This window comes from Nocardiopsis sp. NPDC055824 (genome assembly GCF_053616335.1).
In genome coordinates this window covers 22773-41733 of record NZ_JBSHDN010000036.1, presented here as the reverse complement: position 1 = coordinate 41733, position 18961 = coordinate 22773, and the positions used below count along the sequence as shown (strand labels likewise).

The 18961-nt window shown below is 70.5% G+C and carries 17 protein-coding genes, 1 tRNA gene and 3 pseudogenes; 15 read left to right on the top strand and 6 right to left on the bottom strand.

Features of this window, described 5'->3' with window-relative positions:
- Window positions 1-192 precede the first annotated feature (192 nt).
- Both ACWGL3_RS10725 and ACWGL3_RS10720 read right to left on the bottom strand, forming a co-directional pair.
- Window positions 193-1158: pseudogene (locus ACWGL3_RS10725) on the bottom strand (N-acetylmuramic acid 6-phosphate etherase); the annotation flags it as partial.
- 76 nt (window positions 1159-1234) lie between these two features.
- On the bottom strand, window positions 1235-2221 hold the full coding sequence (locus ACWGL3_RS10720) for a MurR/RpiR family transcriptional regulator (RefSeq protein ID WP_267946204.1): 987 nt from the start codon (window positions 2219-2221) through the stop codon (window positions 1235-1237).
- Window positions 2222-2419: 198 nt separating this feature from the next.
- On the opposite strand from ACWGL3_RS10720, the gene ACWGL3_RS10715 reads away from it, so the two are divergent.
- The 5 genes from ACWGL3_RS10715 (at window position 2420) to ACWGL3_RS10695 (ending at window position 6642) form a co-directional block, all read left to right on the top strand.
- The gene (locus ACWGL3_RS10715; protein WP_431061445.1) at window positions 2420-4345 is read left to right on the top strand and encodes an AfsR/SARP family transcriptional regulator; all 1926 of its coding nucleotides are present in this window, start codon (window positions 2420-2422) and stop codon (window positions 4343-4345) included.
- 151 nt (window positions 4346-4496) lie between these two features.
- Window positions 4497-4682: a hypothetical protein gene (locus tag ACWGL3_RS10710; protein ID WP_267946203.1), complete on the top strand. Its 186-nt coding sequence runs from the start codon at window positions 4497-4499 to the stop codon at window positions 4680-4682.
- A 138-nt stretch (window positions 4683-4820) separates the two neighbouring features.
- Window positions 4821-4893, top strand: a tRNA-Lys gene (locus ACWGL3_RS10705).
- Between the two features lie 433 nt (window positions 4894-5326).
- Window positions 5327-5809: a septum formation family protein gene (locus ACWGL3_RS10700; protein WP_267946202.1), complete on the top strand. Its 483-nt coding sequence runs from the start codon at window positions 5327-5329 to the stop codon at window positions 5807-5809.
- Window positions 5810-6057: 248 nt separating this feature from the next.
- A complete protein-coding gene (locus tag ACWGL3_RS10695) occupies window positions 6058-6642 on the top strand; it encodes a septum formation family protein (RefSeq protein ID WP_267946201.1) in 585 nt (194 codons plus the stop codon).
- Between the two features lie 280 nt (window positions 6643-6922).
- Here the strand turns inward: ACWGL3_RS10695 and ACWGL3_RS10690 are convergent, their stop codons facing one another.
- The 4 genes from ACWGL3_RS10690 to ACWGL3_RS10675 all read right to left on the bottom strand — a co-directional run bounded on the left by ACWGL3_RS10690 (window position 6923) and on the right by ACWGL3_RS10675 (window position 10438).
- Window positions 6923-8542 carry an alpha/beta hydrolase gene (locus ACWGL3_RS10690; protein ID WP_452461186.1) on the bottom strand — a complete coding sequence of 540 codons (1620 nt, stop codon included), beginning with the start codon at window positions 8540-8542 and terminating at the stop codon, window positions 6923-6925.
- Between the two features lie 404 nt (window positions 8543-8946).
- Window positions 8947-9213: a DUF397 domain-containing protein gene (locus tag ACWGL3_RS10685; RefSeq protein WP_267946199.1), complete on the bottom strand. Its 267-nt coding sequence runs from the start codon at window positions 9211-9213 to the stop codon at window positions 8947-8949.
- A 278-nt stretch (window positions 9214-9491) separates the two neighbouring features.
- The gene (locus tag ACWGL3_RS10680) at window positions 9492-9671 is read right to left on the bottom strand and encodes a DUF397 domain-containing protein (protein ID WP_267946198.1); all 180 of its coding nucleotides are present in this window, start codon (window positions 9669-9671) and stop codon (window positions 9492-9494) included.
- The gene (locus ACWGL3_RS10675) at window positions 9668-10438 is read right to left on the bottom strand and encodes a helix-turn-helix domain-containing protein (RefSeq protein ID WP_452461185.1); all 771 of its coding nucleotides are present in this window, start codon (window positions 10436-10438) and stop codon (window positions 9668-9670) included. Before ACWGL3_RS10675 ends, ACWGL3_RS10680 begins: the two co-directional genes overlap by 4 nt.
- 372 nt (window positions 10439-10810) lie before the next feature.
- Here ACWGL3_RS10675 and ACWGL3_RS10670 point away from each other — a divergent pair, with 372 nt between their 5' ends.
- From ACWGL3_RS10670 to ACWGL3_RS10625, 10 genes and pseudogenes are all read left to right on the top strand, one after another.
- A complete protein-coding gene (locus tag ACWGL3_RS10670) occupies window positions 10811-11242 on the top strand; it encodes an ATP-binding protein (protein WP_452461184.1) in 432 nt (143 codons plus the stop codon).
- Window positions 11239-11463, top strand: coding sequence for a hypothetical protein (locus ACWGL3_RS10665; RefSeq protein WP_452461183.1), 225 nt, complete (start codon window positions 11239-11241; stop codon window positions 11461-11463). Before ACWGL3_RS10670 ends, ACWGL3_RS10665 begins: the two co-directional genes overlap by 4 nt.
- Before the next feature lie 174 nt (window positions 11464-11637).
- Window positions 11638-11847, top strand: a pseudogene (locus ACWGL3_RS10660) (BldC family transcriptional regulator); the annotation flags it as partial.
- 212 nt (window positions 11848-12059) lie between these two features.
- A complete protein-coding gene (locus ACWGL3_RS10655) occupies window positions 12060-12341 on the top strand; it encodes a hypothetical protein (protein WP_267946194.1) in 282 nt (93 codons plus the stop codon).
- Window positions 12342-12549: 208 nt separating this feature from the next.
- Window positions 12550-13230: a dTMP kinase gene (locus ACWGL3_RS10650; protein ID WP_267946193.1), complete on the top strand. Its 681-nt coding sequence runs from the start codon at window positions 12550-12552 to the stop codon at window positions 13228-13230.
- A gap of 1 nt (window position 13231) precedes the next feature.
- Window positions 13232-14542 carry a B12-binding domain-containing radical SAM protein gene (locus tag ACWGL3_RS10645; protein WP_267946192.1) on the top strand — a complete coding sequence of 437 codons (1311 nt, stop codon included), beginning with the start codon at window positions 13232-13234 and terminating at the stop codon, window positions 14540-14542.
- A 45-nt stretch (window positions 14543-14587) separates the two neighbouring features.
- Window positions 14588-15760: a DNA glycosylase AlkZ-like family protein gene (locus ACWGL3_RS10640; RefSeq protein ID WP_267946191.1), complete on the top strand. Its 1173-nt coding sequence runs from the start codon at window positions 14588-14590 to the stop codon at window positions 15758-15760.
- Window positions 15761-15830: 70 nt separating this feature from the next.
- Complete coding sequence (locus ACWGL3_RS10635; protein WP_267946190.1) at window positions 15831-16151, top strand: MazG nucleotide pyrophosphohydrolase domain-containing protein; 321 nt, start codon at window positions 15831-15833, stop codon at window positions 16149-16151.
- Window positions 16152-17074: 923 nt separating this feature from the next.
- Window positions 17075-17511, top strand: a pseudogene (locus tag ACWGL3_RS10630) (ATP-binding protein).
- 354 nt (window positions 17512-17865) lie between these two features.
- On the top strand, window positions 17866-18954 hold the full coding sequence (locus ACWGL3_RS10625) for an ABC transporter permease (RefSeq protein WP_267946187.1): 1089 nt from the start codon (window positions 17866-17868) through the stop codon (window positions 18952-18954).
- Window positions 18955-18961: the final 7 nt, after the last annotated feature.

Genomic DNA, 18961 nt, shown 5'->3' with positions numbered 1-18961 from the left:
ATCTTCATCGTCGACCCGGGCGCGAGCTGGCCGAGGAAGGACGCCTCGAAGCCGTCCGCGCGGTGGTCGGCCACGGCCAGGATCCCCCCGGTACTGGGCCGCAGCGCCACCACGGAGGCCTCCGCCCGCCCGGCCACCGCCTGTTCGGCTGCGCGCTGGGCGGCGGCGGAGAGCGTGGTGCGCACGGTGCCGCTTCCCGAGGGCGTCGCGCACCCGCCCCTTCGACGAGCCCAGGGCCCGCGCGGCACCGGCCGCGTCCACGTCGGCCAGGAGCGACACGAGCGCCACCCGGGTGTCGCCGCCGGCGGCGTTGAGGGCCTCCGCGCACGCCTTCTCGCCCAGGCCGGTGGCCTGCGTCAGGATGGTCACCACCCGGCCCCGCAGCTTGCCGTTGGTGGCGTCCACGCCCACCATCAGGTTCGAGAACGTCCGGCCCATGCGCACCATCACCGCGGTGGAGAACGCGTTCAGGGCGAGCTTCTGCGCCGTGCCGGCCTTCATGCGCGTGGACCCGGCGATCACCTCCGCGCCCGTGGAGACGCCCACGTGCACGTCCGCGGCCGAGGCGAGCGACGCCCCGGGGTTCGCGCTGATCAGCACCGTCGACGCCCCGCGCTCCCTGGCCGCCTCCAGGGCTCCCCCCACGTACGGGGTGCGGCCGCTCGCGGCCAGCCCCACCACGAGGGAGCCTTCGGACACGCCCGCGGCGTCGATCCGGCCGGACTCCCAGTCGTCCTCGATCCCCTCCACGGCCCGTGCCAGCGCCTCGCCGCCGCCCGCGTGGTGCGCCACCACCCACTCGGCGGGCACGCCGTACGTCGGCGGCAGCTCGGCGGCGTCCTGCGCGGCGATCCGCCCCGAGGTGCCCGCGCCGAAGTAGTGGATGGCCGCCCCGCCCTCCAGGGCGGCCACCCCCAGCTCCACGGCCCGCGCCAGCTCGGGCAGGACCGCGCCCACGGCCGCGGGGACCGTGGTGTCCTCGGCGTTGATCTGCCGCAGGATGTCGAGCGCCGGGAGCAGGTCGATGTCGTACGTGCCGGAGTTGCGCTCTTCTGTGGGGGCGCGCACGATCACGGCCCCACCGCCCTCCGGGTCGCCGGGGGGCCGGGGGACGTCTTCCCCGCCGCCGTGTACCGCGCTCTCCTGTTCGGTCCGCACCCGTGCCGTTCCTTTCCGTAGGGCCGAGCCCGGCCCACCGCCGGGAAACCGGGCGACGGGGCCGGACGCGCGCCGGTCAGTCGTCGTTTCCGTCGGTGCTCCTGCTGCCGGGGGAGTCCCCCCGGCGGCGTCTGCGGTCGTCGTTGATCCGCAGGCCCCGCACAGCCTCGAAGGTGGTCTCCAACGCGGTGCGGCTGTCGGTGTAGCGGCTCTGGGCCAGGCCCACGAACAGGCAGTCCACGACGGTCAGCTGGGCGAGCCTGCTCGCGGTCGCCCCGGACCGGAACGTGGTCTCCCGCGCCGCCGTGGTCAGCACGTGGTCGGCGAACCCGATCGCGGACCGGGGGAAGTTGGTGATGGCGACGGTCCGCGCCCCTCGCCTGCCCGCCTCGGTCAGCGCCTGGACCGTGTCGATGGTCGAGCCGGAGTGGGAGATGCCGATGGCGACGTCCCGCTCGTCGAGGAGGGCGGCGCTGGTGAGCATGACGTGCGCGTCGGACCACGCGAACGAGGTCATCCCGATCCGGTGCAGCTTCTGCTGGAGGTCGGCGCCGACGAACGCGCTCGCCCCCACCCCGTACACGTCGATGCGCCGCGCGCCCGCCATCGTGTCGATGACCGTGCGCAGGACGTCCACGTCCAGGGCCGCCCCGGTCTCCTCGACGGCGCGCGCGTCGGTGTAGGCGATCTTCTGGACCACCGTGACGAGCGTGTCGTCGGGGTTGATGTCGCTGGACAGCTCGGGGGAGCCGGAGCGGGCGCCGCGGGCCTGCCCGGCCTCCGTGGCCAGCGCCAGGCGCAGCTCCCGGTACCCGCTGAAGTCGATGGTGCGGCAGAACCGGATCACCGTCGCCTCGGAGGTGGCGCAGTCCTTGGCGAGCTGGGTGATGGAGGAGGCCGCGGCCCTCTCGGGGTCGTCGATGACGCGCTGGGCGACCCGCCGCTCGGCGGGCGCGAGGGAGGGCAGGAGCGACCGTATGCGGAGCACCGTCGTGGGGACGGGCGAGACGGAGAGCGCCCCGGTCTCCGGTAGGTCGCCCGAAGGCTTCGGAATTTGCGCCATGGAGGAAAGTTTCTTTCGGTCGTGGTGCAGAGTCAACGCAGTGGAGGGAAAAAGCGGGAGAATCAAGGATTTCAAGGGACGGTCGCGGCAGCAAGTATCCACCCTCCGATTGCGGGATCCCAGCTCAGGCGGCACCCTGGGGGCGGGGGCGTCGCGGTTCATCCGTCACGCGCGCAACCCGCCAGGGGGGATGGTGCCGTGTCGCCGAGCGACTCGGAAGGACGGCGGTCCGGATCGGCCGCCGGGACCGGCGCGACGGCCGGCACGCGGCCGGTCGACCGCGGGGCCGGGGGGCTCCACGTCGGGCTGCTGGGGCAGTTCGGCGTCGAGGTCGCAGGGGTGCCGCTGAACCTGCGCGGGGACAAGCGCCGCGCCCTGCTCGCCTCGCTCCTCCTCAACGCGGGGAGCACCGTCCCCACCGCCCACCTCGTCGAGCGGATCTGGGACGCCCCGCCCACCCAGGCCAACCGCAGCGCCCTCCAGGTCCACGTCGCCCGTGCCCGCGCGCTGTTCGAGCACCACTGCGGCACGCCGCTCATCCGCGGCGGGAACGGCGGCTACCGCATCGACCTCGCCGAGGAGCAGTCCGACCTCCTGCGCTTTCGGGCACTGGTCGGGAGCGCGGCCGACGCCGCGGCGCGGGGCGACCGCGGGGCCCGCACCGAACTCCTCATCCGGGCCCTGGGCCTGTGGCGCGGCCCGGTCCTGGCCGACGTGGCCAGCCCCGTCCTGCACTCCCGCGACGTGCCTCCCCTCACCGAGGAGCTGCTGCGCGCCGCGGAGGAGGGCTTCGGCGGGGCCCTGGCGCGCGGCGACCACGAGCGGGTGGCCGACCAGATCCGGCCGATCGCCACCGACCACCCCGAGCGCGAGCCCCTCATCCGCGTCCAGATGATCGCCCTCTACCGCAGCGGCCGTCCCAGCGAGGCCCTGCGTGTGTACGCGCGCACCCGCGACGCCCTGGTCGAGCGCCTCGGCGCCGACCCGGGACGCGAACTCCAGGAGACCTTCCACGGCATCCTGCGCGGGGACCTGGACCCCCCGTCGGAGCACGGGCCCGCGCGGCCCCCGGGGCACGACGCGCACCGCGACCCGCTCGCGCGCATCCCGCGCCAGAGGGCCCTGGTCCGCGGCGCGGGGACGCCCGCGGAGGACACCGGCGCCTGCGCCGGCGCGGACGCGGCCCCGGGGGGACCCGCGGGCCGGTGCGTCCGGGCGGAGGAGCCGGCGCCCGATCCGGTCCGGCCCCCCGCCAGGGTGCCCGGCTCCGTCACGCCCTCCGAGCTGCCCTCCGCCCCCGCCGTCCTGGTGGGGCGCGACGGGGCCCTGGCCGAACTCGACCGGCTCGTCGACCCGCGCGGGGGCACCCCCGGCAGCGTGCTCGTGCGCGGCCCGGCCGGGGCGGGGAGCAGCGCCCTGGCGCTGCGCTGGGCGCACGCGGTGGCGCCGCACTTCCCGGACGGCCAGCTGTACGTCAACCTGCGCGACGGCGACGGCTCCCCGCGCGACACGGCCGAGGTCCTGCGCCGGCTGGTGCGCTCCCTGTCCTCGGGGTGGCACGGCACGGGCATCCTGGACGCCGAGGACGCCGCGGCCCGCGTCCGCACGCTCCTGGCGCGCAGACGCGTCCTGCTGATCCTGGACAACGCGGCCACCAGCCGCCAGGTGCGGCCCCTGCTGCCCGGCGGCGCCGGTTGCGCCGCGGTGGTCACCAGCCGGAACTGGCTGACCGACCTGCTGGTGCGCGACGGGCTCCGCGCGCTCCCGGTGGGGGCGCTGCCGCCGGGGGCCGCCGTCGAACTGCTCCGCTCACAGATCGGTGCGGACCGGTGCCGGGAGACGGTGCTGCGGCGCCTCGCCCACCTGGCGGGATACCTGCCGCTGCCGCTGCGGATGGCCGTGGCCTGGTTCGACACCAACCCGCACGCGTCCGGCTCGGAGCTGGTGCGGAGCCTTGAGGAGGCGGGCCCGGCACGCGGCGTCACTCCCACGGCCCGGATGGCCGCCGTGCTGCGTACCGGGCCCGGGACGGGCCGCCACGGCCGCGGGGAAGTACCGGTCGGAGCGGACCCGCCCGGCACAAGTGTGGGACAGGCGTCTTACGTTCGGCTTTCACCCGGATGAGGACTGCCCGCCCTGCGGTTGGCCGGGAGGTGGGCGGAGCGTGGCGGCCCGTGGACGCGGCGCGAACGGAAAACCAAGCACCGGTGGTGAAATCGGTCGGATTTGTCTACGGGGGTCCGCTGGGGTCGCACGAGTCGCTAGTGTCAACCCCATGACACAGAACAATGATCCCAACCTGGACCCGGCGGGCAACACCCAGCACTTCCGCCGCTTCGTCGACGAGAACCCGGAGCCCGAGGAGCCCGCGCGCCGCCCGATCCTGCCGCTGGTGCTGGCGGGCGTCGGCGTGGTCCTGGCGATCGCGGTGGTCGTCGCGCTGGTCCTGGCCTTCTCCTAGGACCCCTGTCGGGCTCTGGCGGCACGGGGCGGACCCGCCGGTCGGTCCGGAACCGGTTCGCGACCGCCCCGCGGTCCTGCTAGAGTTAACGACGTCGCCAGGGGGTACGGGCCACGGTCCGGCACCCGGGAGCGGCGGGCGTCATTAGCTCAATTGGCAGAGCAGCTGACTCTTAATCAGCGGGTTCGGGGTTCAAGTCCCTGATGACGCACACGATCCGAGACCCCGATCGATTCCGATCGGGGTCTCGTGCTTTCCCGGGACCGAATTCGCCGATCGCCCTTTCCCTGTTTTTCGCGTCCTCCTTTCCCTACTCCCCGAATTCGCGCTGACGCATTCTGTGCCCTTGGCGTCCCGTGCGGAACGGCGTCCCTTTCGGGGGGTCGTTCGCCGCTTCCGGCAGCGGTCGGTGGTGATGTGCGGCACGTCGAACTGTCGTAGCCGGATGGTCTCCTGCGTTCGGTGCCCGAGATCCCCTTGGGTCCACGGCATCGCAGCTCAGTCAATGCGCATCGTGACCGTTCGGTCTCATGAGGTGACCTCCCTAATGAGATTGACATAAATCCCCTGGTGGGGAAATGTTGCGTTTCTGCCGCCTCTCTCGGAGAGGCAAGAACCCCTTGTACCAACCCCGGAGAATCCCCATGTCTGTTTCCCCCGTCCTGCGCGCCACCGGTCTGTCCGCGCTCGCCCTCGGCTCCGTCCTCGCCCTCAGCGGCTGCGGCGCCATCACCTCCCTCATCGGCGGCGGCAACGTCTTCGACATCAGCGTCGGCGACTGCTTCGTCGAGTCCGAGATGGACGCGGCCTTCGCCACGGGCGAGGTCAGCGACGTCCCCCTGGTCGAGTGCACCGAGGAGCACGACGCCGAGGTCTACTACACCGAGGACCTGCCCGAGGGCGACTTCCCGGGCACGGAGTCGGTCAACGCCTCCACGGAGGAGATCTGCTACGGGGACAACTTCACCGACTTCGTCGGCGTCTCCTACGAAGAGTCCGAGATCTACGCCGGCGCGCTCTTCCCGACCGAGGAGAGCTGGAACCAGATGGACGACCGCGAGGTCGCCTGCTACCTGACCACCAGCGGTGAGATGGTCACCGGCACCCTCTCCGGCGCCAACCGCTAGACCTGCTGAACCCGCTGGACCCGCGAGTACCGCGCACCTCCGGTGACGGGCCCTGCTCCAGCCCGCGCCGCCCCGCGCCGCTGTTCACCTGCGGCGATGGAGAGCACGTCGCGACCGGAGAATTCAAAAATTCTGATTCGCCCCGTCTTGGGCTGAAACCTTCTCCGTGTCACGTGCATCTTGATACATGTCGCCGACCCTCCCCCGAGTCGGTAGCAAGCAACCCTCGAACTGGTGGAGTACTACTCATGTCCGCAACGCGCCGCCCGCTGCTCGGCCGCATCACTATCGGGATCCTGGCCGTCGGCGCCTCGCTGTCCCTCTCCGCATGTGGCCAGCTTCCCCTGCTGCCCCCCGCCCTCACCGGCGGGGCCGAGGTCTCCCCCGAACCGGTCGAGACCAGCGAGACCCCCGAGACCCCCGCCCCGGAGCCCGTGGAGTCCGAGGAGCCCGCCGGCGCCTCCGACACGGACGTCTTCAACGTCGGTCTGGGCGACTGCCTGAACGAGATGACGCAGAACACGGACGACCAGATCTCCGAGGTTCCCATCATCGACTGCGCAGAGCCCCACGACTACGAGGTCTACCACGTGGAGGACATCGCGGAGTCGGGCGACTACCCGGGCGACACCGCCGTCCAGGAGGCCGCCAACACCATCTGCCTCGACGCCTTCGACGCCTGGGTGGGCATGGCCTACGCCGAGTCCGGCATCGACTACACGCCGCTGTACCCCGTCGAGGAGGGCTGGAACCTGGGCGACCGCGAGGTCCTCTGCCTGGCCTACGACATGGCCGGCCAGGTCGAGGGCACCCTCGCGGGCGCCGCGTACTAGCGCCGGGACCGGACAGCGCTCCGGTCCTGCGGCACGACCCGGCTCCTGTCCTTGTCGCGGGCAACTGCGACGAACCCCGCGACAAGCACAGGATCCTTCCCGGCGGACCTCGTCCGCGGCCCCGGACATGCCTCCGGCAGGCGCACGACGAGCACGGGACCCGGCCCTTACCGGTCCCGGTCCGCACCGCATGACGAACGGCCCGCACCGCACGGTGCGGGCCGTTCGCGTTCTCCGGGGGAGGGGCTCAGGTCGTCCCCTCCCCCGGACCGGTTCCCGGTCAGACCCCGGAGCCGCCCGTGGCGGGCAGGAGCAGCGGGGCGACGGGCTCGGCCGGTTCCTGCGCGAACGCCTCGGCGGTCTCGGCCGCCGGGGCCGGTTCCGCGGGCGGAAGGCCCTGGCAGGTGACGTCGGCCGGGGCCTCGCCGTCCACCAGGTAGGCGTCCACGGCGTCCCTCACGCACGGCAGGCCGAAGGAGTGGTAGAAGCCGTGCCCGCCGTCCCCGGCCACCGTGACCAGCGGGTTGTCCAGGCGTTCGGCCATGGCCACGCCGTCCTCGTAGGGGGTGTTGGCGTCCAGCTCACCGGCGATGACCAGGCCCCGCGGGTAGCCGTCGCGCTCGGCGTCGACCGCGGGTTCGGGCCGGTCGACGGTGCTGAAGGCGCACGGGTGGGGGGAGGCCCACCCCGCGCCGCTCCCGTAGGGGTGCTCCTCCCGGTACACGCGGCTGTCCTCCCGGTACACGCTGAGCCGGCCGGGCCACTCCGTCTCGCACAGGACCGCGGTCTGGAGGTCCGGCGTGAAGGTGTCGCCCACCACAGGGCTGTAGGCGATGCTCAGGGTTTCGTACCCCTCGGGCAGCGGCTCGTCGTTGACGAGGAACCACTGGAACGAGGCGAACGCGTCCCACGAGGCCTGGAACCGCGCGTGGAAGCCGATGTCCATGTCGAAGAAGTTGTTCTCGTACCCCGGCATGGGGGAGTCCTCGCCGAGCGGCTCCTCCCGGAGCCGCGCGGAGGTGGCGTCGAGCGTCTCCCGCACGTCGTCCGCGGTGGTACCGAAGCCGTACAGGTCGTCGTGCTCGGCGAGCCAGGCCGCGTACCGGTCCATGTTGGCGCTGAAGGCCGGGGCCTGGCCCATGAGAGCGTCGCGCGACACGCCCTCGGGGCGGGTGGCGGAGTCCAGGACGCTGCGGTCCATCCGCTCGGGGAAGAGGGTGCCGTACACCGCGCCCAGGTACGTGCCGTAGGAGCCGCCGAGGTAGTTGAGCTTCTCCTCGCCCAGCGCGGCGCGGATGACGTCCATGTCCCGGGCGGTGTTCGCGGTGCTCATGTGCGGGAGCAGGTCGCCCTGGGTGCGCTCGCAGGTGCGCTGGTAGTCGACCGCGGCCCTGGTCATGGCGGAGAACTCGGCGTCGGTCGGGCGCGTGAAGAAGGGCAGGGGGCCGGCACCGCAGTCCACGCGGGGTGAGGACGCGCCGGTGCCGCGGGGGTCCATGCCGATGATGTCGTACACCTCGGCCGCACGCGTGTCCCCGAGGGCCCAGCCGGCTGCGGGGTTGTCCGCGAGGGAGAGGGGGACGGCGCGCCCGTGGCCTCCGGGGCCACCGGGGTTGGTGAGGAGGATACCGCGCCGCCGTTCGGCGTCGTCGGCGGTCCCGCGGCTGACGGCCACGGTGATGCGCGTGCCGCCGGGATCCGCGTAGTCGAGGGGGACCTCGATGTCGGCGCACTCCAGGCCGGGGAGTTCGGCCTCGGCGCAGGGGGCCCACGCGACGTCCTGGTCGTAGAACTGCGCGAGGGCGGTGTCTGCGGGGGCGGGGTCGGCGGGGTCGGCCGCGGCGGGTGACGCCGCCGCGAGGGAGGTGGTGAGGGCGGCCGTCAGGACGCTCGCGGCCAAGGGGATCGTGCGTGCTCGGCGCACAGGGGTGGCCTCCGCTTTCGGTCTCGTTCCGGGGGGAACGGGGTCGTGTGCTTCGGAGGCACCACGGTACGAACCGGACGTACGTGTGCAACATTGACGAATGTCATGGATCCGGCCCATGGCCGGATGCGGACAGTGACGTCCCGCGCCGACGGTGTCGGCTCGCCGGAGGCTCCGGGGCCGGCGGGCCGGGGTCGGTGGCCCGGGCGGCCCGTACGTGTGGGCCCCCGCCCCGCACCCCGCCCCCGCCCCCGCCCCCGATGATCTTGTACCTATAGACGTTCTCGACGCCCAACTGCGCTATAAGTACAAGATCATCGGGGGTGGAGACCGGGGTGGAGACCGGGGGTGGAGAGGGTCAGGGCCGTGGACCTTTCCGGTCAGCGCGCCCAGATCCGGACGGTCCTGTTGAGGAAGGCGCTCCACTCCCGGCCGGGGAAGGCGAGGGTGGCCAGGTCGCGGTGGCGGGTGTCGCGCAGGAACACCGCACCGGCGACGGCCGTCTCGTTGACCTCGACGCAGTCACCTTGGGCGCCGCTGTAGGGGGACGTGTGCCAACCGACCAAGGTCCCGTTGACCTCGACGCAGTCTCCGCGAGCACCGCTGTAGCTGCTCTTGCGCCAACCGCCGTCGGGGATCACCGCCATGTCAGCCTCCCCAGGCTTCTGACAGCACATGGGGCGAGGCTACCGGCACGTGATGCGTCGTAGACAGGCCGTCGTGCGGTGACGGCCGGACGGGAAGCGGTTGGAAGCGTTGGCCGTGGCGGCGGAGGCGTGGGCGGAGCACCTGGGCGGCAGGTAGGAGGGTGGGGCCTTCGGTCCTAGTGGTGTGTCCTGGCCCGGGGTAGCCTGAACCGGCTGAACACGAGAACCGCACCCCGTCACCAACACTGACGGGGTGCGGTTTTTCGCGTTCGTGGGGGCTACCAGCCGCGCACCGCCGCCAGCAGGGCGGTCCACTCGGGGGCCGGGGCCTCCAGGTGGCCGAGCGGCCGGTTCTGGGTGTCGCGCACCAGGACCGCGGCCTGATCGCGGCGGGCTTCCAGGCAGTTGCCGCCGTTCGCGTTGCTGTAGGTGGACTTGTTCCAGTCCTCGGTCATCATGTGATGCTGCCTCGAATCTCTTCCATGCGGGACCGTGACGCGGGTACCGGCAGAGCGGAGCTTCCCAGGTCCGCGAATATCCGCTCGTAGCTTGCCACAACCTCTTGCTGCTTGAGTGACACCCCGGTCTCCTGGCTTTCGACGTAGACGAACGGGTGGCTGTCCGGTACCTCAATCAGCGTAAAGGACCCGCCCAGGCCCGCATGTCCTTCGGTCGCGATCGGCACCACCTGGATCTTGACCCGAGGAAGGCGGGACATGTCGATAAGGCGGCTGATTTGGTCCTTCATCACCTGGGGGTCACGGAAGCGGCGCAGAAGCACCACTTCGTCCAGGAGCAACATCAACGCAGGTGGGTGGGCCTGTTCCAGAACTTGTTGACGATGCTGCCTGGCCTTGACGATGTGATCGAAGCTGCTCTGAGGGGCTTCCGGCTTCGCGATCTCGTTGATGGCCCTGACATAGCCCTCGGTTTGGAACAGTCCAGGAACCAGGCCGTGGGAGTACTCACGGATCTTGACAGCCGTCTGCTCCGCTTCTGCCACTTCGCGGAAGTACGCGGTCATGCCGAAGCCGGAGAACACCGCATCCCACGCGTCCATGAGAACACCCCGCGCGGTAAGAGCGTGATCCAGGCGAACCACTGGTTCCCGACGCGTCCCCTTTTTCCCGAGTTCCAAATCGCTGACCGTGCTCTGGGAAACGGTGGCGAGAGCGGCAAGTTCCTGCTGAGAGAGCCCTGCCTGACCTCGGAGTTTCCTGAGCATCCTTCCAAAGCGAAGCCGTGCAGCTTCTTCGCTCTCCTCCGTTTTCCTCAAAGCATCACTCGCTTACCCAACGGAACCGCTGGTCATGGAACTTTTACCGTCTTGGGCGGTAATCATAGACCGAGAGGCGGTTCAGTTGGCAAGGTTCATGATGAAGGGCCTTCCCGGCTGAGGTGGACGGTAGACGGGCGATGTTTTATCCGCTGCTGCCTGTAGGGAAATAGGCCCACAAGGACACAAAAGAGCCCCGGAAGCCGATTCGAGGCGGCCTCCGAGGCAAAAGCCCCACCTGTCACGCAATGACACGAGGTGAGACGATTGAAGCCTATCGCCGCTTCGGCACCGCAGCCAGATCCCGGGTCCGAGCCCAAAGTGCCGTACCCGCATCGGATCGGGTTCTCCGAGCCCCACCGGCACGGCATCCTCCTGGGACACGAGCGGGGCTGTACCGCCCTGGCCGCGTGGGTGCCCACGGTGGTTTCCCGCCGGGCGAGGAAACCGGTCTTCCTGGTGGCCGAGGCGCTGGTGTCGAACGCCCGCAAGCACTCCCGTTCGGGGGTCCCCGGCGGGACCGTGCGGGTGGTCATCGACGTCAACCCGTTCCTGGTCGGCGTCGCCGTGACCGACAACGGCCCCCGGGGCGACACCGTCATCCCCTACCCGCGTCTGGGCGATGTCCGGCAGGCTCCGCTTCCCGGTCTGCACCTGGTGGACCACCTGGCCGTGTACTGGGAGTGGGACTGGGCGTGGAAGGGCGCCGGGGCGGGGCCGTTGACGGTGCGCGCGGTGGTCGAGAACCCGTGAGGTGGCATCCCGGGCAGGACCGCGAGTACCGGCAGGTGGCCGCATCGCTCACCTACCACCACCCGGACTGGTGGGTGATGTGGTCGTACTCCCTGCGTATGTGGGTGGCGTTCTTCCTCGGCCCCGCCACGGTGGCGCCGCTGCGCTGCGCCAACCCTGACCGGCTCTCCCGGCAGATGCGGCACGTGACCCGTACGGTCGCCTCCGGCCGCTCCCCCTGAGAACCTCCTCCGGGCGGCACCGTTGCGCCCGGAGGTTCCCCGCCCGGTGCGTTCGCGCCGGGCCGCGGGGCCGCCGCCGAAAAGGGGGGCCGGCGGCCCCGCCCCTCAGACCCGGGGCCGGTCGTACTTCCCCGGACCGGACCCGGCCCCCGCCCCTCGACACGAACGACACCGATGGAGAACCACGTGCCCACCGCGCCCCTGCCCGACCTGGTCGAGACCGCCGACGCCCTGCTCACCCCCGGCGAAGTCGCCCGTCTCTTCCGTGTCGACCCCAAGACCGTCACCCGCTGGGAGAAGGACGGCCGCCTCGCCTCGGTCAAAACCCTGGGCGGGCACCGCCGCTACCCCAAGGCACAGATCACCCACGCTCTGAACGCCGGAACGGGCAGCACCGAGGTCGTCCGCGCACTGGAGGCGGTCCACGCCCTGGCCCTGGAAACCGGGGCGATGGGCGACGCCGGACACGTCGCGACCCTCATCGAAACCCTGCGCACCGGAAAGACCACACCGCAGCCCTGACCCGCCCGCACTGGGGCCTGGACACCACAGAGCCGGGCCTGCAACGGGCCCGCCCCGCAGGAAGAAGGACACTGGTGATCACTCGGTCCAGGCCCCCTTACGCCAGCGACGGGACTCCGCTCGTGCCCCGCTACACCGAGCACGCCGAACGCCTCGCGTCCCGAACCATGCAGGAACGGGAACGAGCCGCCGCGGACGCCGCCGCCGGTCTGGCCCGCCTGGAACAGATCGCCGCCCAGCAGCAGTTCAACGCCGCCCAGGCCCGGCTGGAAGCCGCCCGCAGACGGGTCGAGGCCCAGGACACCGCCTGCCTGGGGGTGGCGATCCGCCACTGGTGCCAGCGCACGACCACGTGAAGTGCACACCACCACCGTTCTCGCTAAGAGCATGGTCGCGGCAGGGGCGAGCTGGATCAGCGGCACCGGCTACCGGGCTAGACGCCACCTGCTTGTCCCGATTCTGATGTAACGACTGCGGAAGCACTCATCCCTGCTTCGTCCCTGACGAAATGCCATACCCAACATTCCACCCTGATCGTGCCCACCCCCGCACCAGGAGGACCTTGTGGACAGGAACGAACACACTCTTGAACTGAACACCTCGCACACTGCCGTCCCCGGATTCCTCGTCTCGCTCGATGGGCCATCCGGAGTCGGCAAGACCACCACCGCCCGACACCTCCACAGCCTGCTCAACGCCGCAGGACACCGGACGATCCTCGAAGCGCAGCCCTCCGACTCCCCCATCGGGGAACTCGCCCGCCACAGCACACACACCATCCACGGCCTCGCGCTCACATGCCTGATGGCTGCCGACCGCTACCACCACTTGGCAACCACCCTCACCCCTCACCTGTTGGCCGGTCGGATCGTCGTGTGCGACCGCTACGTTCCGACTGCGTTCGTACTGGACCAACTCGACGGAGCCGCTCCCGAGTTCATCGCCTCCCTGTACCAGTACGCCCGCCCCGCCGACCTGTTCGTGTTCTTGACCGCGCCCGCACAGGTCTGCGCTGGCAGGGTCCGCGGTCGGGGCAGCAACTACAGCCGCTTCCACCACACGAACACCGCTGAGGCCGAGCGGGAACGCGCCCTGTTCGCTGAGACAGCGCAACGGTACCGGCACGCCGGTCTGCCCGTCCTGGAGCACTCCACCGAATCTTCGCCCCCCGAGGTCGTCGCGGCCCAGCTGGCTTCCCGGGTCAGCGCGGTGATTATCAACCGTCAGACCGAAAGGAACCGGTGACATGAAGGTGGTACTGCTCTACCCCGAGGTGTACGACATGGCCCGCTACAAGGAGGGGCGCCGGGAGTTCCCACCGTTCGGGGTGCTCTACCTGGCTTCTGTCATGGAGCAGGCCGGACACCAGGTGGCCATTGAACGCGTCACCCACACCCGTACCGGTCTGGACTTGACCGACTACGACGCCGTCGGGTTCAGTCTGGCGTCCTCGGCAACCTATGGGCTGATGCTCCAGGCTCGCAGGAATGCGAGTCTCGCCCCCGGCGCATTGGTGATGGTGGGCGGAGTCCACTGCAACTTCTACCCCGAGGAGTCCCTCGCCGACTTCAACGCACACGTGGCCGCGATCGGGGAAGCCGAGGACACCATCCTCGAACTCCTGGACCACGTCGACGACCGCGACTTCACCGGGGTGGCCGGGGTAGTGTTCCCGGGCGAGGGCCAACCCGTCCGCACACCGCCCCGGGTCCTGATGCGCGACATCGACAGGCTCCCCAACCCCGCCCGCCACCTGCTGCCCACCGAGGACTTCGTCCTCTCCGACCGGCTGGCCGGAACCGACGTGCGCATGGCCCACACCATGTTCAGCCGCGGCTGTCCCTTCCCCTGCTCGTTCTGCGCGGTCGCCCAGCGCCGAATGCAGTACCGGGGCGGCGCCTCGGCTCGCGCGGAGCTGGTGCACATGATCGAGGCCTACGGCATCGAGGGCTTCGCCATCGTGGACGACAACTTCATCGTCAACAAGTCCAAGGTCGCTGACATCTGCGAGCACATCACCGACCTTGGGCTGAGCTGGTCGGCGCTCTCCCGGGTGGACACCGTGGACCAGCCGCTGTTGGACAAGATGGCGCAGGCCGGGTGCATCGAGGTCAAGTACGGCGTCGAGTCCGGGAGCGAGCGTCTGCTGAAGGCGATGCGCAAGAACACGACCCAGGACAAGATCCGCCGCGCGGTTCACATGAGCGCGAACGCGGGCATCCAGGCGAAGGCGTTCATTATCCACGGCTACCCAGGGGAAAACACCGAGACCACCCGGGAGACCATCGCTCTGTTGCGCGAGCTGCGTCCCCAACTGGGCCGGGTATCGCTGTTCCGGTTTGTGCCACTGCCTGGGACGGAGGTGTACGACAACGCTCTCCTGCACCGGGTGCACGGCACTCACGTCCAACCGGGTTTCGACGGGGACTGGGAGAGGTTCCACATCCACCACAACGACCGGCACTGGTGGGGGACGCAGACCGACTGGGAGGAGACCCAGCGCTCCTACACCGAACTGAGGAACTTCGTCGAAGCCGAATGGGGTCCGCAAGCATGACGGTTCCGAATGATCGGAAAGGCCACGGCTGTTAACCTCCCGCCCATGACCCCCGAACTCGAACCATTGATCGTGGACACCCACCACCTGCCCGATGGTGAGGCGTCCCGGCTGTGGCAATGGGTGCTGGCCCGGCAAGGGCTGGCACCCCACACCCGCCTCGGGTCGGTGGAGGAAACCGCTGACCTTGCACTGGGCCTGCACGCCGCACGGCTACCCTCCCCGTTCCAGACCGTCGCCGCCCGGGTGAGCGACCCTTCCCAAGTTCTCCGACTGTTGAAGCCCGCCGGGCGGCGAGGCCTGGTAACGGTGCGGTGCATGCGCAAGACCCTGCATACCCTGCCCCTGCACCTGGCCTCGGCCGCTCACGCAGCCACCCGCCACTTCCGTGAGCGCGACGCGCTGCGCGCCGTGGTCAACGCCCACGTTTCCGAAGCCGACGTCGCCGCAGCCACCACCGACCTGGTCGCTCTGCTCGACCAGGACGGCCCGACCGGGCACCGGGACATCGAACGGCGCCTAGCCGTCGACGGCAGGTCCGTGGCGCTTGTGCGCGTGGCCCTCAAACTCGCTTGGGAGAGGGGTGTTCTCACCTACACCAACAGTTCTCCGGTGTGGAACCGCGAGCAGCGCACCTTCGCGCTCGCTATGCGCGCCTACCCGGGGCTGAACACCAGTATGGGACGGGAGGAGGGAACCGAGACGCTGATGTCCGCCTATCTGGATCGGTACGGCCCCGTGAGTATGCGCGACGCCACCTGGTGGTCCGCGCTTTCACGCCGCGACGTGGCACAGGCCTGGGTGCGGGCCGGGGTGAAGCTCGTCCAAGTGGTGGTGCCGGCGTGGTCACCGCACCCGATGGTCATGGGAGCGGACCGGTTCACCGAGTTCACCCAGGCCGGGGGCCAGGAGAGCGGAGTGCACCTGCTGGCGCACGAGGACGTAGCGCTCAAGGCCTACTTCGAGACCCGCACCCGTTACCTCGGTTCCCTGCCAGCGTCCAAGGCGTTCAACCAGATCGGGGAGGTACTTCCGACCGTGGTCCTCAACGGCCGAGTCGTCGGGACATGGGCGTGGGACCCCAAGGACAGCCGGGTCCGCCACAAGACGGTGCCTGGGATGGTCCCTGAGGGAGCACGGTCTCGGGTGCGGTCGACGGCGCGGCGGATGAGCGAGGCTCTTCGGTCGGGAGCGGGTCACGCCGTGGACACGGGCTGACCGGTTCCTCTCCTTCCACACACGCCCCGCTGGTAGCGTCCCTGCTCTCACAGCCGAGAAGGGACCACACATGGAGCCGCTACCCGAGCGCACGCTCACCCTGGAAGAGATCCAGGACTACGTGGCGAAGATGGAGGTGGAGCGCGGGTTCTCCGACAGCACCCTGATCGAACAGGCCCTGAAGCTGGCGGAGGAGACAGGCGAGGTGTGCAAGGCCGTGCGCAAACACTCCTCGCTCGGCGTCGATCCCAACAGCGCCGTGGGCGGCCTGGGGGAGGAGCTCGCCGACGTGCTGATCTACATCGCGGCTCTCGCGAACAGGACAGGCATCGACTTGAGCAGGGCGTTGCGCGAGAAGGAGTCGGTGAACGCCAAACGCACCTGGCAGTAAGGCGTGGGGGCGGACGCGGTGAGCCCGTCTTCGGCCCGGGAAGACGCTGAAGCGTCGGGCGGGACCCAAGCCCCCTCCTGAATCAGCGTGTCCTCTGTCTTCCGCGGGAAGAGGAGATTCGCACCGTTCCGACAAAGCCAACGATTCCGTCATTGCGGATTATTCAGACGGCGCTGGTGTCCTGATCCGACCCTCTCACCCTCTCCCGGCCTCTCCTGACCTGCGGGGAAACGACGATCCGCATATTACCCCGGGGTAGTTCGCGAAAAAGCACGCCGCCACCCCACCCCTGCCCCTACTCTGGCCCCACAACTCCATCCACACAATGACCCCGCGACGGTTAACCGCCGTCCGGGGCCGTGGCCAGCAACCTTCAACCCTTAAACTCAAAGGAATTGCCAGCATGCGCCAGTTTAGCGCTGCCCTTCTCAGCTGCGCGCTGGGGGCGGCCAAGGCCCTCCTCACCCCCTCGCGCGGACGCCACTCCGCCAGGGCACTCCGCCGCCGACGCCGCTCCACGCGGGTCCGCCGCTACGCCCCGCTCCCGGTCGCACTGCCGCCGGTCGGCGCGGCCCCCGACCGCCCGGCCCCTGCGCCGCCCGCACCGGCCCGACCGCTGTCGCCACCGCGCACGGCTGCGCCCGCCAGGGAGACCGCCCTCGTCCGCCCCTACTACGCGGCCCACGAACGCGAACTCGCCCTGGTCCAGGCCCGCGCCGACGCCCGCCTGCGGCAGTGGACCCGCACCGGCCCCGCCGCCCGGACGCCCGTCCCAGCGGGCGCTCCGGGACCCCTCCCGGCCCCCGCCAGGAGCCCCGCACGCTCGACGGGTTCGCCCCCGCCAGCCGGGTTCCGGCCGCCCGCCGAGCCCCCTCCGACTGCCGCGTCCCGGCCGCCCGGCGCGAGTACCGGGGGGTGCCCGCGTGAACTCCCCGACGCCCGCCGACGCACCGCGCCCCCTCGTCTTCTGGGAGCACCGCCTCTACCCCGGCAGCCTCTCCCGGCTGGCCCGGGTCCGCGCCGACCTCGCCGCCGACCTGGCCGGGTTCGCCCCCGACCTGGTCGACACCGTGGTCCTGTGCGCCAGCGAGCTCTTCGCCAACGGCGTCGAGTACACCGACTCCGGCCGGGCGGAGGGCGGCGAGGTCATCCGCTCGCTGTCCCGCACGGACGCACCGACGACGAGTGGAACGAGGCGGAGGGCCGGCGCGGCCTCCTGCTCATCGAGAACCTCACCCGCCGCTGGGGACACCTGCGCCTCGCCCCCTGGGCGGATCTGGGCACCCGCGTCTGGGCGGAGTTCGACGTCGATCCCTCCGGGGTGCCGGGCGGCCTGCGCCCCTACGTGTTCACCCGCTGACCCGCCCGGCGCGGCCGGCCCCTCCGGCTCCTCGGCACCCCGGCCCCGTCGACGCCTCCACACCGACGGGGCCGGGGTTCCCGGGGGCCGGACCGGCGGGATCCCAGGTCTGTGACCTGGTCACTTTTGTGCAGAGCACAACGCGTTGGTGCGTAAGGACTTTCGGTAATGCGCTGTTTTATTCCCGTTTGTTCGCTTTGTGATGCCGATCATGTCGCGCGGAAGACGCCGTTTGGTCACGGGGGTGGTGCACGCCACACCCCTCGGGTTACGGTGGCGATTTATTAGGAAACTTTCCTAATAAAAGGTGGCGCCTCCAGGCCACCAGCCGCACCCCCTGCCCGAAGGAGCCCCGTGGCCACCGAAATCGCGGCCTCCCCGCCACCAGGCGCCGGGGACGCCACATCGGCGCGCACCGACGCCCCCGCCCCGCCACTGCGGCGGATCTGGAACCACTACGCCGTCGTCAAGGTCCGCAAGGCCCTCGTCGTGGTGTTCGTCGTCGCCAACGTCACCTTCTTCCTCGGGCGCGCGATGCCCGGCGACCCCATCGACGTCATGGCCGGACGCCTCACCCAGAACGGCATGACGATGGAGGAGGCCCGCGCCGTCGCCATGAACTCGCTGGCCTACGACGTCGACGCCCCCCTCCACCAGCAGTGGTGGGACTTCCTCGTCGGCCTGGTCACGTTCGACATGGGCAACACCATCAACCGGCCCGGCGTCAGCGTCATGGACGCCATCGGCGCCTACCTGCCCTGGACCCTGTTCAGCATCGGCGTCGGCACCGTCATCGCGGTGGCCCTGGGCCTCGCGCTCGGCATGGTCATGGCCTACCGGCGCAACCAGTTCCTCGACCACGTGCTCAGCGTCGCCGCCTCGGTCCTGGGGGCCGTGCCCAACTACCTCATCGCCATGGTGCTCGTCGTCGGCGGCGGCATGTACCTGGGCTGGTTCAACCCCATCGAACTGCGCGGCACCGTCAGCCCCGGCGTGCAGGCGGGGTTCAACCTCGAATTCATCGGCGACGCGTTCTTCCACGCCTCACTGCCGATCCTCACCTACGTGCTCGCCATCATCGGCACCTGGATGCTCGTCATGAAGGCGTCCACCACCGAGGTCCTCAGCGAGGACTACGTCACCGTCGCCCGCGCCCGGGGCCTGCGCGACCGGCGCATCGCCGTCGCCTACGTCGGCCGCAACGCGGTGCTGCCCCTGGTCGCCCAGATCGCCATCTCCTTCGGCACCCTCGTCGGCGGCGCGATCTTCGTCGAACAGGTCCTGGTCTACAAGGGCGTCGGCGGACTCCTCCTCGACGCGGTCAACTACCGCGACTACCCCCTGCTCCAGGGCCTGCTCATCATCATCACCTCGTGCGTGGTGGCCGCCAACCTCGTCGCGGACATGCTCTACAGCCGCCTCGATCCGCGCATCCGCGACTAGAACCAGG

Excerpts from the sequence above, each read along its gene's own strand:
- ACWGL3_RS10720 (WP_267946204.1), bottom strand. The coding sequence starts at position 2,221 with ATGGCGCAAATTCCGAAGCCTTCGGGCGACCTACCGGAGACCGGGGCG.
- ACWGL3_RS10710 (WP_267946203.1), top strand. The coding sequence starts at position 4,497 with ATGACACAGAACAATGATCCCAACCTGGACCCGGCGGGCAACACCCAG.
- ACWGL3_RS10700 (WP_267946202.1), top strand. The coding sequence starts at position 5,327 with ATGTCTGTTTCCCCCGTCCTGCGCGCCACCGGTCTGTCCGCGCTCGCC.
- ACWGL3_RS10695 (WP_267946201.1), top strand. The coding sequence starts at position 6,058 with ATGTCCGCAACGCGCCGCCCGCTGCTCGGCCGCATCACTATCGGGATC.
- ACWGL3_RS10685 (WP_267946199.1), bottom strand. The coding sequence starts at position 9,213 with ATGGCGGTGATCCCCGACGGCGGTTGGCGCAAGAGCAGCTACAGCGGT.
- ACWGL3_RS10680 (WP_267946198.1), bottom strand. The coding sequence starts at position 9,671 with ATGATGACCGAGGACTGGAACAAGTCCACCTACAGCAACGCGAACGGC.
- ACWGL3_RS10675 (WP_452461185.1), bottom strand. The coding sequence starts at position 10,438 with ATGCTCAGGAAACTCCGAGGTCAGGCAGGGCTCTCTCAGCAGGAACTT.
- ACWGL3_RS10645 (WP_267946192.1), top strand. The coding sequence starts at position 13,232 with ATGAAGGTGGTACTGCTCTACCCCGAGGTGTACGACATGGCCCGCTAC.
- ACWGL3_RS10640 (WP_267946191.1), top strand. The coding sequence starts at position 14,588 with ATGACCCCCGAACTCGAACCATTGATCGTGGACACCCACCACCTGCCC.
- ACWGL3_RS10635 (WP_267946190.1), top strand. The coding sequence starts at position 15,831 with ATGGAGCCGCTACCCGAGCGCACGCTCACCCTGGAAGAGATCCAGGAC.